Source organism: Sphingobacterium sp. UBA3549 (assembly GCF_002376635.1).
Taxonomy (GTDB): domain Bacteria; phylum Bacteroidota; class Bacteroidia; order Sphingobacteriales; family Sphingobacteriaceae; genus Sphingobacterium.
In genome coordinates, this window is sequence record NZ_DFOE01000017.1 from 136,418 (window position 1) to 149,419 (window position 13,002).

Sequence of the window (13,002 nt, forward strand, 5' to 3'; positions counted from 1 at the left end):
AAATCATCTTATTAAGTCATTATTTGAGCTTCGTGTTATTTTTATGCCGGTCGGCATCCCGAATTGATTTCTTTTGAAGATTTTGCTCCAGGGCTTCCGTCAAGTCGATGCCAGTTTGATTGGCAAGGCACATCAAAACGAATAATACATCAGCCATCTCATCTGCTAAATTAACTTCTTTATCAGATTTTTTGAACGATTGTTCCCCATATTGCCTTGCCATAATGCGTGCAACTTCACCAACTTCTTCCATCAGTATGGCTGTATTTGTCAATTCGTTGAAATAACGTACTCCGGTACTATTGATCCATTTGTCAATAACTAACTGTGCTTCTTTGATGGTCATATTGTTGAATAAAAAATTAAAAGTTTTCCTTATCTTTTGTATCCATGATGATGGTAACTGGGCCATCGTTCAAAAGGTCTATTTTCATATCGGCACCGAAGATACCAAGCTGAATTTCTTTTTGAAGTAATTGACTCAGTAGTGAAGCCATTTCTTCATACATTGGTTTCGCTTTATCTGGCTTTGCCGCTCTGATGAAGGAAGGTCTGTTTCCTTTTTTTGTTTGAGCAAAGAGCGTGAATTGTGATATGAGTAGGATATTTCCGTCCACATCTTGTATTGATTTATTCATCAAACCTTGCTCATCCTCGAAAATGCGCAAGTTGATAAATTTTTGCCCTAGCCATTTGAGGTCGTCTATCGTATCAGCCTCTTCAACTCCTAATAAGATCATTAGTCCTTTTTGGATATGGCCTGTAATCTGATTATTTACTGTACAAGAAGCCTTGGTAACTCGTTGTATAACTGCGCGCATAATGAAAAGTATAAAACCAAAGGTAAAAATTCCAATTGTCAAACGCGATCAGAAATTCAATTTTATCCACCCTATAAAAAGAAATCTCTCTTTCCTCTGAAGGAAAAAAGAGAGATTTCTTTGTTAGCAGTGTTTGATCAGAGAGCATCTTCAGTGCGGTTTGTCCGATGTTATCGGCTTTGGGATGATCAAGTTCTTCTAAAAATATGCTAGAATTTGAAGTTAAGGCCCAATAGGAAATTCGTTGGTGCTTGTGGGAAATAAAAATTATAGTATTTCCGGCTATCACCTTCCATCCAGCCAAAAGTGTAGCCATTAGCCTCATACTTCTCGTTCAATATGTTGTTGACCTGTAATGTTGCACTGATGTTTTTAAAGCCCAATGCTGTAAAGCTATAGTTTGCCAAAAGATTGTTGACAAAATAAGCGGAAATGCTTCTTTCTTTTGTAGATGAATTATCCAGGTATTGTCTAGCTACAAATTTGGATAAAAGTGAAAATGTAAGCGGTGTTATAGGGCTATAAGAGAAATTACTTGACAAAATAGTTGCTGGAGACAATGCGATGTCCGTTTTTGTATAAAAAATTCGTGTATCACCAATTACCTCTTCAAAGTTTTTGATTTTATTTTGGCTAAAACTCGCAGTTGCTTTCCAGTTGAGCTGTTTACTGATGGTCCATGAACCATCGAACTCAATGCCAATCCGATAGCTATCGTTGACATTTTGGCGAATCGGAGAGCCTGTATCACTGATTTCGCCAGTTGGAATCAGCTGATTTTTGTAAAACATCCCATATCCGTTCAGCCCGATGTTAAGTTTTTCGTTTGCAAATCGGTAACCAAATTCTATATCCTGCATTTTCTCAGGTGTTGGATCAGGTAAACTGCTGTTTTTTTCTATAAAATCTTTGCGAACAGGCTCTTTCTGCGCAAAGGCATAGGAAGCATACACATTTGAATAATCATTTAAGAGATAAGTTGCGCCCGCTTTCGGGTTTAAGAAATTGAATTTTGGATGATAGTTATAGTTTTTGACCTTATCGTCATCGCCATATATATGATAGTCTACATTTCTATATTGGACATCAGCCATAAGAATCCATTGGTCCAATTTGTAATCGATCTTTAGGAAATTACTGAAATCATTTTTTTGTGATTTTCCGAAGTAGTAGTTGTCATCCAAAAATCCTGTTGAGGCATATTGTGCCCAGATGACTTGACCATAATGCTTCCCTCTGTATTGATTGTAGGCTCCACCCCAGGTAATCTCCAGCTGCTCGTTGGGTTTATAATTGAGGGAGTAGGTCAGGCCATAAAAATAGTTGTCCAACCATCTTCTGCGGACTAGATCTGTTTTTTGTATGGTATCTTTTCCGATAATTACATCGGGCAGGCCATATTTACTCAATTTATCGCCAGGTCTCATTTCTTCATAATAGCCATAACCTCTGGTATAATGGAGGGCGGTATTGAGTGTTAACTTGTCGCTCAGGATATTGGTATAATGAAGCTGATGATGTTTTTGCGCATAATTATCAGTTTGGTTTTTATAGGTGTAGAGGTTATAGTTTCGACCGGCATTCATAAACCGATCTTTTTCAGCTCCTGATATTTCGAGCGCGTTATCGGCATAGTCATCCATACGTGACCGATCTCCAGTAATTAACGGTTCGGGAACGCCATTCCAGGCCTGATATGTTTTTTCTTTTCCCCAGAATATAATTCCTTTTAGGATGTGTTTCTTACCATAATAACCGCCATCCACATAGAAAGATTGTAGGTCTGAACTTCCTCTTTCAATATAACCATCGCTACTGATTCGGGATAATCTGGCATTGAATGCAAATTTATCATTTATTAGTCCAGTGCCCATTTTCACTGTGTTTTTCCAGGTATTGTAAGAACCAAAAGAATTATTAAGTTCTGCATAGGGATTTTCGGCCAGTGTATTGGACTGAATATTTAATGAGGCTCCAAATGATCCCGCGCCGTTCGTTGAGGTGCCAATGCCACGTTGAACTTGGATGCTCTCTGTGGAAGATGCAAAGTCAGGAAGATTGACAAAAAATGAGCCCATGCTCTCCGCGTCATTTAGTGGAATGCCATTTAATGTTACGTTGATTCGTTGATTATCTGATCCGCGGATGGTCATCCCGGTATAACCGATGCCGGCTCCAGCATCTGAATTTACCTGTACGGATGGTGTTTGGTTAAGAAGAAAAGGGATATCCTGTCCGAGGTTGTTTTTGGTAATTTCCTCTTTTGAGATGTTTTTGAAGGTTGTAGGAGCATTTCTTTTCGCACGTGTGGATTGGACAAGTACCTCTTCCATTTGTATGGTAGTGGGTTCTAATTCGACCAGTAGTTCCATATTATCTTTTACGTTTACAGTGCGGATCCATGTTTTATATCCAACAGAGGAAATCTGTATATGATGTTGCCCGGTATTGAGATGATAGCGCTTAATTATTCCATGGTTGTCTGACTGACCGTTGAAGGAAGCTTGTCCATCAATGGATACGGAAACGTTTTGTAAAGGGTTTTGGTTGGTCTTATCTACAGTTTTAATTGTCAGATTTTGCTGCGCAATGGCAATTTGGGTCGAAATAGTAGCTAAAGAGCTACAAATCAAAAATTTGATCATGGTAATGTATTTTGTTTGAGTTAAACAAATCATAGCAAGGGGTTACTATGATCGCACTATTTAACTAACCTCTCCCTACGCCAGCATTATCTGGATCAGGTGTACAGAATTTAATCTGTTGGGTATAATCTCAGCCTGTATTTGTGTTCCTGACAAAACAAGGCACCCCTATTTGATGCTGCGAATATATAGATTAAAAATTGAAATGTTATATAAAGAAGTATTTTATGACAAATTAAACAAGGAAGATGTTTTTTGTTATTTCTTTTTGGTTAATATTTTATGTAAATTGTTGTTTTTGGTATATATTGTTCTTTTTAGGTACCTTGGCATGAATTTTTCTACTAGTGGTATGTATTCATACAGGTCAAAATTTTAGTTACTAAATTGATAGTGAGGAGATAAAATGTTAAAATATTTAAGCGCTAATTATATTCTACCGATTAGCTCGATGCCGATAAAAGATGGTATTGTTGCGGTAGATGAGGAGGGGGTAATTCAAGGTATCTTTGACCCAACGTCATTTACACCTATGGATAATGGTCAGGTCGAGAAATACGAAGGGGTTATAATTCCGGGTTTTATCAATGCACATTGCCACATTGAATTGTCGCATATGCGAGGTATTGTTGCCAAAGGTACAGGTCTTCCGAGCTTTTTGAGTAAGGTGATGACAACGCGTTCGGCTTCGATGAAAGAAATAGATGAAGCGATGGCAAAAGCCGACAGAGAGATGTACGAAAATGGTATTGTCGCAGTCGGTGATCATGCTAATACGGATAATTCTTCAAAATTGAAAGAGGATTCTGAAATCCTGTATCACACGTTTGTAGAGGTGATCGGAATTGAGCCAGACGAAGCTGATTTTAAGTTGAAGGAAGCGAAATCATTGATCCAAGAGTTTAGGAATGGTCATGTATCTATCACGCCACATGCTCCTTATTCTTGCTCTAAAGTACTTTTTAAAAAATTCAAGAAAATCGTTCCGGAAACAAATATTATCAGTATTCATAATCAGGAAAGCGAGGAAGAGAATAAGTTGTTCCGTTATAAAATGGGCGAATTTTTAGACTTTTATAAAAGTATTGGAAAAAATGCAGATACGATAAAAGCGCAGGCAAGAAATTCAATTCAATCTTATTTGCCTTATTTGCCTTACCCGAATAAATTGTTGTTGGTTCATAATACCTATACGTCTTTAAAAGATCTTGATTTTGTTGAGCGTATGAATCGTGACGTCACATGGTGTTTATGTCCGAAAGCTAACCTTTATATTGAGGGGGTTTTACCTAAAGTTCAGAATTTCTTAAATGCAGGACAACGTATTGTGATCGGAACCGATAGTTTAGCTTCCAACGATACACTGTCCATTCTGGAGGAACTAAAGGTGTTACATGCACACTTCGAGGATCTTGATTTCTTACAGACTATACAATGGGCCACGATTAATGGTGCTATTGCGTTAAATATTCAGGACGAATTTGGATCATTGGAGGTCGGTAAAAAGCCAGGTGTTGTGTTGCTTCAGGGGATGGAACATATGCGCTTGACTGATGATGTGAAGGTAAAACGCTTAGCCTAGTATTTTATTCCCCAAACTTCTGTACTTTTGTTTTTAATGAACAACCCATGACTATACGAATGAAATTATAGTCATGGATTGCTCCATCTGACAGATGGAAGAAAAAATAAGTTACAGATGAAACATTTGAATATTTCAATAAGAGGTAAAGTACAGGGGGTCTTTTTTAGATTGACAACCAAGGCAGTTGCTGATCAAGTTGGTGTCAGGGGCTTTGTGGTCAATTTAAAAGATGGTTCCGTTTATATTGAAGCTGAGGGCGATGATTTTGCACTGGATTCACTGTTGGAGTTCTGCCAAGAAGGCCCCGAAGGTGCAATTGTTGAAAGTGTAGAAATAGAGAAAGGCGAACTGAAAGGCTTTTCTAATTTTGAAGTAGTTAAAAGAGTTCAATCCTAAGCCCAGTGTCTACGATCAAAAAATTTCTCAGCGATACCTTCATTTACGGTATAACGACTATCGTTTCAAGAATGATAGGATTTTTGATGACGCCGCTTTATCTGCGAAAATTTAAAGATGCGGCAGTCTACGGCATCTATTCTAATTTTTATGCCTGGATGTCTATGTTGAATGCTGTGCTGGCATTTGGTATGGAGACGACATATTTTCGCTATTTGCAAAAGGTCGAAACACAAGATAGATCCAAAGTATACAATAATAGTTTCTTTATTACGTTAGTCACTTCGTTTATTTTATTGTTATCTGTCTTTGTATTTACGCGGCCCATTGCAGCATGGTTTGCAGATGGTGGCGATGTTGATCTGTATGAACAATATATTAAATATTTCGCTTTTATTCTTGTTGCTGATGCCCTTGCCGTTATCCCATTTACAAAACTTCGCGCTGAAGGAAGGCCCTATAAATATAGCGCACTAAAATTCGTTAATATTGGAGTTACGGTGATTTCAAACCTGTTCTTCATTTATTTCTTGCCTGATTGGGTTCACCAGTATAGCTTTTGGGCTGATTTTGCCGGAACATGGTTTAAAGAAGGCTGGATTGGCTATGTCTTTATTTCCAACCTTTTCGCGAGTGTTGTTACATTAATCCTACTACTGCCTGAATTGCTCACTTTCCGATTTAGTCTAGATCGAAAATTACTGCATGAAATGTTAACTTATAGCTTCCCAATTTTAGTCGCTAATATTTCATTTATTATTAATGAGAATCTAGATAAAATGTTCTTTCTGAAATTGTTGCCCGGAGAGACTGGGAAAGACGAATTAGGTATCTATGGTGCGGTTGCTAAATTGGCCGTATTTCTAAGCTTATTTGTTACGGCTTTTCGGCTAGGGGCAGAACCCTTTTTCTTTTCGTATTCGAAAAATCAGAATGCATCGAAAACCTATGCACTCATCATGGAGTATTTTGTTATTTTGATGGTCATTGCAATGGTTGGACTAACCGTTAATCTCGATTGGCTTAAGTACTTCATTAAAGGAAATGAATCGGAGGTTGCGGTTTACTGGACCGGACTCAAAATTGTTCCAATCCTACTGTTTAACTATGTGCTACTAGGGATATATATGAACCTGTCAATTTGGTACAAGTTGACAGACCAGACACGATATGCACTCTATATTTCAGGAATAGGAGCTTTATTAACGATTATGCTGAATGTTTGGCTGATTCCGGTGTATTCCTATGTTGGGGCTGTTTTGTCTACGACAGTGGTGTACTTGGTGATGATTGGCTTTTCATTGTACTGGGGTCAGATGTATTATCCTATACCTTATAAATTGATAAAAATTGCCATTTATCTTGGGGTAGGGCTTCTGATTTCATGGATGAGCTTTCAAGTTTTTCATAGTAACATCTGGATAGGCAATGGGATGCTATTGTTATTATTGGGCTTCACTTTTATGCTTGAAAAGAATCGGTTGATGGGGTTGGTACGACGAAAATAATCTTATTTATACCTCTTATAAACAAGGCAATAGTTTTATCTTATTGCCTTGTTTCTTTTTTAGGCTCCTTCGGGAATGAAGGAATTTTCAATCTCATGGAGTACCTCTAAAATTTCAGCCTGGCGCTGCAAACTGACTAATTTCATTCGATACTCTTTAAAATTAGGAATTCCTTTGAAGTAATTCGCATAATGTCTACGCATTTCAAAAATACCTAATTTGTCACCCTTCCATTCGATGGATTTGTTCAAATGGGTTCTACAAACTTCGACGCGTTCGGCAATGGTAGGTCCTTCAAGACGTTCTCCAGTATTGAAAAAATGTTTGATCTCTCTAAAGATCCAAGGGTATCCGATTGCTGCACGGCCAATCATAATGCCATCCACCTCAAACTCCTGGCGCCAAGCTGCTGCTTTTTCGACAGAATCTACATCGCCATTGCCGAAAATTGGGATTTTGATACGCGGATTACGTTTGATATCCCGAATCATGGACCAGTCCGCCTGACCTTTGTACAGCTGCGCACGTGTACGTCCATGAATTGCAAGTGCTTTGATGCCTACATCTTGTAATCTTTCAGCAACCTCATACACATTTTTTGTGTTGTCATCCCATCCAAGGCGTGTTTTCACCGTTACCGGTAAATCAGTAGCTTCAACAACAGCTTTGGTCATGGCAACCATTTTATCAATATCCTGTAAGAGGGATGAGCCAGCACCTTTGCAGACTACTTTTTTAACAGGACAGCCATAATTGATGTCAATTAAATTAGGTCCTGCTTTTGCGCAGATTTCAGCCGATTGACGCATACTTTCGATATCACCGCCGAAGATCTGGATACCAATAGGTCGTTCATATTCAAAAATATCTAGCTTTTGAACAGATTTGGCAGCATCACGGATTAGTCCTTCCGAAGAAATAAATTCAGTATACATTAAATCAACACCATTTTGTTTGCATACGTAACGAAACGGAGGATCACTTACATCCTCCATAGGAGCTAATAGCAACGGGAATTCCCCCAAATCAATATTTTCACCAATCTTGACCGACATCTTCGATAATTTTTTACAAAGGTACAAAATTTGGTGTTAGTATAAAGTTAGCGAACTGTCACGAGTTTAGAGCCGACTTTTGATTTCTTCAGAGCTTGTTGAACGTTGACTGTTCAAAGTTCCAGCTCCTCCAAAGCGATAATTGAAAGATAGGATGGCTGTCCTGCTGTCGGGATTCGACTGTCCAATAAGTCGAATTGTTGAAGAAACGGTTTCGTATCGGCGACTGTTCGTTCTAAAAATGTCATTTACCACCAGTTTAATGGACGCTTTTTTATTGAGAATGTTCTTTTGGATACCGCTATATAACTGGCCATAGCTTTTGATCTGGCTTAACCCTATCGTCAATCCGGAGGTGTAGCTCCCGCCCACTTCTATGGACCAGTCGTTCGGTAGTTTGAATGTATTCTGGCTATTCAGGGTCAGCGTATTGCCTTTACGGTTAATCAGTATGCCGTCCTGTGGAATTTCATATTCATTACGGTAGTAGTTTGTCAAGTGCGTGGCTGACCACCAACTTGTCAATTGGGTCGGAGCGATAAAAGAAACGCCAAAATTTTTGAATGAGCCGATATTCTCTGGCCGTTCGTAAGTTATATACGGATTGGATAAATCCCTTCCTAGGATGTCGTTGACAACGTCAGTTCGTGAAGCATAATTCAGTGTGAAAATATATTTGTTAGAAAAAGTATATCCCAGCTCAAATGCATGTTCATATGCCGGGTTCAGACGGGCATTTCCCTCCGTATAAGAAAACGGATCGGTGTATACACGAAATGGATTGAGGTTCCAAAAAGACGGTCTCTGAACACGATAACTATAACTTGCCTGTAGTTTGTTTTTTTCATTGACAGCGTAAGTTAGAAATGCTGATGGAAATAGTTTGAAATAGGATTTTTCAAAGTGTTCATTCAGCGTAATTTGATGGCCTGATGTATGTGTGTGTTCTCCCCGCAAGCCAACCTGAGCCGAAATTTTTTTCCAACTTTTGGAAAGATTAATATAGCCTGCCTGTATGGTTTCTTTGTAAATGAAATGATTGCTTGTTGTCAGGTCAGAGACATATTGATCATTTTGTAAGGTATCGTAATGTAGGTCATTTTCTGTACGGACATGACTGGCTTTCCAGCCAGCCTCCAGTTTATACCCTTCGGCCAGGGGCAGTGTATAATCCAACTTGGCGACGTACACTTTATTGTCTGAGGGGATGTCGCCTCGACGTGAAGAAGGCCGATTGAGCGGAGTGTCATCTGCTTTTATATAGTTGGTGTTCAGTTCTTGATCCATTTTGGAATAATGGTCTACAAGATCAAGATCGATTTTTAATTCGTGTCCTTTCTCATTAAATTTAATGCCGTAGTTGAAATTATAAAGCATATCCCGCCAGCGTTCTTTTCCTTCCGTTATCGTAGATGAAGACCATATTAATCGATTATCGTCAAAGGTACTGAAGCTATTTGTCGTGGGTTCATACTTCGGGTATTTGCCGAATCCACCATTAATAAGCACGCCCAGTGTTTGTCTGGAATCTATGTTGTAATCTATACCAGCTCTAAAGTTATTAGATCGAAGTTTGGGCTGTATCTTATTTTCCTGTTGTGTATAAGATTCGGGGCGGTTACCTTGATCCGAATAGAAGTAGCGTGTGAGGGAATTAAAGTACTCCAGGTTCTGATGATACTGATTATAGATTCCGAATACATTGAGTTTTTCAGTGCGGTAATTAAGATTAATACCTCCGCCAAAATGCGGCCCTCGGCCTGCACCGCCATTGAGGGAAATAGAACCATTCCATCCCTCTCTTATTCCTTTTTTCAAAACAATATTGATGATTCCGGCCGATCCGGCCGCATCCTCTTTGGCACTAGGATTAGTCATGACTTCAATTTTGCTGATATCAATGGAAGATGTGCTCCGTAATAGATTTGCCAATTGGTCACCAGAAAGATAAGTCAGTTTTCCATTGATCATTACCGTTGCACCTGATTTCCCTTTAATGAATAATGTTCCGTTGTCATCTGCTACTACGCCCGGTAGCTTGTTGAGCAATTCAAGCCCGCTATTTCCCTCCGCAAGCATGGAATTTTCAATATTAAATACTAGTTTATCCCGTTGCTGTTCAATAAATTGCTTTTTGCGTACCACAAGCACCTCGGCTAAGTATTCATTATTTGTTAGCAATACAATCTGACCAAGGTCGTATCCACCGAGTTGTTCATCCAAACTGAAATGTGGACTAAAGGTCTCTTGGTGTGTGATGCTTTTTACTTTTATATAATAACGGCCTGCCTTTGTGTCACCGAAAATAAAATGTCCGGTACTATCAGCGGCGATAGTTTTTGTTAATGTGCTGTCTTTCGCTTGATGAAGGCTGATATTCACATATGGAATTGCCTGCTTATCTTCACCGATAATTTGACCTTTGATGTGGCTTCTTTTTTGGGCAAAGCTACTGGATACTGTACAAATTAATAGTAGACTAAAGATATGACGATTGAAGTAGAGCATAATGGTATAGTTACGGTATTGCTAAAATTTAGGGTGTTGCTAATGGAGTGCGTTTCGTTTTTTTTATCGCTTTTCTTTTCTTCCCCCACCAGATATAAAATCCTGTTATTGGTAGGGTTGAACATATCAGTGAGGCGATAAAATAGATGATTTGCGTTATCATTCCTCCAATATAACCCGTGTGTAGTGCATAATTGGAGCGCATCAACCATTCTGTCGCACTGGCCTCATCAATGGGTCCTTGTTTTCTACCTACAAGTTGGAGTGTATTTCGATCAAAATTGAGATCTCGCCAGGTGCCACCTGTCATATCTGTACATGCGTATACTGTTTTGTCTTCGCTCTCGGGATAATGGACAATAGCTGCTTCTTTGTTGTATTTGGCATACTCATGGCGTACCTTATACCAAATTTGGTCGGCAACTTGTAGCGCGTCATTTAAAGGCTGATCGATTTGACTGCTGTGGTCTACTTTTTCTATTTTATTGTCCTGAGGATAACCGCCTGTCAGCCAAACAACAGAATTTCTTATCCAAGGAAAGCTCATAATGAGTCCTGTTAAACACATGACAAAAGCTAAAGTAAGTGAATAGAAGCCGAGTACATTATGTAAATCATAGTTGACTCGCTTAAACTTAGCTTTCCATTTGATTTTAAAACTTTGTTCTTTTGATTTTTTATTCCATTTTTTTGGCCACCAAAGAATAAGTCCTGTGATCAGCAAGATAAAGAAAATGAAAGTACTCCATCTAACAATCTGTCGGCCTATTTTAACAGGCATCCATAGATGGCGGTGGCCTTCATCCATAAAATGAAAGAAATCTTCATGATCGACAATAGCCAGTACTTCCGCTGTATAGGGGTTTACATACACCAGACTGTCGGAATGATCCAAACTGACCTTGACAGATTTATCAAGTCCATAATACCATGAGCTTGCAATTTCTTTATCCGGAAGGATGTTGTTTACGGCCTTGTAAATCGCTGAAGGTGGAAGTTGCTCATCTGCCCTTCGTGGTTCGATGTGGATATAGTTTGTTGTTAATTCTTTGATGTCATGTTCAAAGACAAGTACGCAGCCTGTAATTCCTAATATAATAACGGGTATACCGGCAGCAAGCCCTAACCAAAGATGGAGCCAGGCATTAATTTTACTTAACATAATTGACGGATTTGATCATCGTCGCCCAGTAAGGACTGAGGTAAAGTCGCTTTGTAGGCATTAGGAATAGTGTTTCCATCATGCTTACAAAGTGACTTTCTTTAATTATAGTTATAATTTGACCATTTTATTGACGGCATTTATACCTTCAAGTTTTAGTCCTCTAGAGACAGCTTGAGAAGAAGTGTTGTATTGATACACATAGTAACCCTCTGCTGTATTCGCAGCAATGTAAATATTGTCCCCATCCGACACTACGTTTTCGGCAAAAGGAGTTCCTTTGGCCAAAGGGATATTGATTTTTGACTTGGTCTGTGCTTTTACGTCAACCAAATAGAAGCTTGTGATATATGCTGTTCCATAAGAATCTGAGTCCTTAATTTTAGTTTTATCCAAGATTTTAACAACAGCCTTGTTGTTACCGACATAGGTAAGTCCAACAGCTTCTTCTTTTGTGCGGTCGGTCAATTCGTAGAAATAGGTTGGATCGATCTCTTTTGAATTGTTCTGTACCCTAAAGATTCCGAAAGGTTCACCCGTTGTTTTTGTTGACCAAATCGTAGGTGAAGTAATAAAATAAGCTGTCTGATCTTGCGTAAATGAGGATTGTACATTCAGGGTATAATGACTTGGGAAGGTGAACCGGTCATCTTGTGTCACTGTAATGTTGCTCATCGAAGGATAGTCCATACTCGCCAGATACGTTTTGCTTACAGAGATGCCTGTATCATTGTTTTCCTGTGTGTAGGCTAAATACAATTTATCACCAATAAAAGCGGCATTGTAAGCCCAGAAATAATATCCGTCCATTAGGCCGGGAATATTCAATTTACTACTGCTGGTAATTTTCATATTCTCGACATCGAGGATAGCATATTCAAATTGAATTGCAGCATCTGAACTAAACAAGACCAGTGTTTTGTCATCTTTCCATTTATAGAAACTGGAGTAATATGCCCAGCTAATTGCAGGAAATGGAATTTCTTTGACAACTGTAATTTTGGAGTTATCACTTGTGTATTTGACTAATGTTTTAGAATCTGTGTCGATCCCGTAATAAAATTCACCTTTTGAGGTTATGGCTGCGTAATTGGATTTTGCACCGTTAGCGGCAGTGGTAAGGATTCCTTCTGTTAGGGAGTTGGCAACAAGATTGTAAGTTGCGGCTGGTGTTCCTGCCTCGACAACAAAACCATATTTTGCACTTTCCTGTGCAGGAGGCTCTACTTCGCTACCGGGATTGCTTTTGGAACATGCGGCCAATGTTACCATAAGACTCGCGCTAAAGAGAACTGCTGTGGATTTTAAATTTGAAAACATAA

General features: G+C 38.9%; 10 protein-coding genes. 3 read left to right on the top strand and 7 right to left on the bottom strand.

The window, feature by feature from the left end:
- Positions 1–19: 19 nt before the first annotated feature.
- The 3 genes from B2W36_RS09315 to B2W36_RS09325 form a co-directional block, all read right to left on the bottom strand.
- Entirely contained in the window at positions 20–346 is a 327-nt protein-coding gene (locus B2W36_RS09315) for a nucleotide pyrophosphohydrolase (RefSeq protein ID WP_209577584.1), read from the bottom strand.
- 16 nt (positions 347–362) lie between these two features.
- Positions 363–821 carry a D-aminoacyl-tRNA deacylase gene (dtd, locus tag B2W36_RS09320; protein WP_293887569.1) on the bottom strand — a complete coding sequence of 153 codons (459 nt, stop codon included), beginning with the start codon at positions 819–821 and terminating at the stop codon, positions 363–365.
- Between the two features lie 209 nt (positions 822–1,030).
- Entirely contained in the window at positions 1,031–3,466 is a 2,436-nt protein-coding gene (locus B2W36_RS09325) for a TonB-dependent receptor (RefSeq protein ID WP_293887570.1), read from the bottom strand.
- 406 nt (positions 3,467–3,872) lie between these two features.
- On the opposite strand from B2W36_RS09325, the gene B2W36_RS09330 reads away from it, so the two are divergent.
- The 3 genes from B2W36_RS09330 (at position 3,873) to B2W36_RS09340 (ending at position 6,955) form a co-directional block, all read left to right on the top strand.
- Positions 3,873–5,048, top strand: coding sequence for an amidohydrolase family protein (locus B2W36_RS09330; RefSeq protein WP_293887571.1), 1,176 nt, complete (start codon positions 3,873–3,875; stop codon positions 5,046–5,048).
- Positions 5,049–5,165: 117 nt separating this feature from the next.
- A complete protein-coding gene (locus B2W36_RS09335) occupies positions 5,166–5,447 on the top strand; it encodes an acylphosphatase (RefSeq protein ID WP_293887572.1) in 282 nt (93 codons plus the stop codon).
- Positions 5,448–5,518: 71 nt separating this feature from the next.
- Positions 5,519–6,955, top strand: coding sequence for a lipopolysaccharide biosynthesis protein (locus B2W36_RS09340; protein ID WP_293882100.1), 1,437 nt, complete (start codon positions 5,519–5,521; stop codon positions 6,953–6,955).
- A 59-nt stretch (positions 6,956–7,014) separates the two neighbouring features.
- Here B2W36_RS09340 and dusB read toward each other — a convergent pair whose 3' ends face one another.
- The 4 genes from dusB to B2W36_RS09360 form a co-directional block, all read right to left on the bottom strand.
- Complete coding sequence (dusB, locus tag B2W36_RS09345) at positions 7,015–8,010, bottom strand: tRNA dihydrouridine synthase DusB (protein WP_293882098.1); 996 nt, start codon at positions 8,008–8,010, stop codon at positions 7,015–7,017.
- 66 nt (positions 8,011–8,076) lie between these two features.
- Entirely contained in the window at positions 8,077–10,518 is a 2,442-nt protein-coding gene (locus B2W36_RS09350; RefSeq protein ID WP_293887573.1) for an outer membrane beta-barrel family protein, read from the bottom strand.
- A gap of 28 nt (positions 10,519–10,546) precedes the next feature.
- Positions 10,547–11,680, bottom strand: coding sequence for a PepSY-associated TM helix domain-containing protein (locus tag B2W36_RS09355; protein WP_293887574.1), 1,134 nt, complete (start codon positions 11,678–11,680; stop codon positions 10,547–10,549).
- 111 nt (positions 11,681–11,791) lie between these two features.
- Positions 11,792–13,000 (bottom strand): hypothetical protein, encoded by a 1,209-nt coding sequence (locus tag B2W36_RS09360; RefSeq protein WP_293887575.1) that lies wholly within the window; start codon positions 12,998–13,000, stop codon positions 11,792–11,794.
- Between the last annotated feature and the right edge of the window lie 2 nt (positions 13,001–13,002).

Coding starts and splice junctions, on each gene's coding strand:
- B2W36_RS09315 (WP_209577584.1), bottom strand. CDS start 346: ATGACCATCAAAGAAGCACAGTTAGTTATTGACAAATGGATCAATAGT.
- dtd (WP_293887569.1), bottom strand. CDS start 821: ATGCGCGCAGTTATACAACGAGTTACCAAGGCTTCTTGTACAGTAAAT.
- B2W36_RS09325 (WP_293887570.1), bottom strand. CDS start 3,466: ATGATCAAATTTTTGATTTGTAGCTCTTTAGCTACTATTTCGACCCAA.
- B2W36_RS09330 (WP_293887571.1), top strand. CDS start 3,873: ATGTTAAAATATTTAAGCGCTAATTATATTCTACCGATTAGCTCGATG.
- B2W36_RS09335 (WP_293887572.1), top strand. CDS start 5,166: ATGAAACATTTGAATATTTCAATAAGAGGTAAAGTACAGGGGGTCTTT.
- B2W36_RS09340 (WP_293882100.1), top strand. CDS start 5,519: ATGATAGGATTTTTGATGACGCCGCTTTATCTGCGAAAATTTAAAGAT.
- dusB (WP_293882098.1), bottom strand. CDS start 8,010: ATGTCGGTCAAGATTGGTGAAAATATTGATTTGGGGGAATTCCCGTTG.
- B2W36_RS09350 (WP_293887573.1), bottom strand. CDS start 10,518: ATGCTCTACTTCAATCGTCATATCTTTAGTCTACTATTAATTTGTACA.
- B2W36_RS09355 (WP_293887574.1), bottom strand. CDS start 11,680: ATGTTAAGTAAAATTAATGCCTGGCTCCATCTTTGGTTAGGGCTTGCT.
- B2W36_RS09360 (WP_293887575.1), bottom strand. CDS start 13,000: ATGTTTTCAAATTTAAAATCCACAGCAGTTCTCTTTAGCGCGAGTCTT.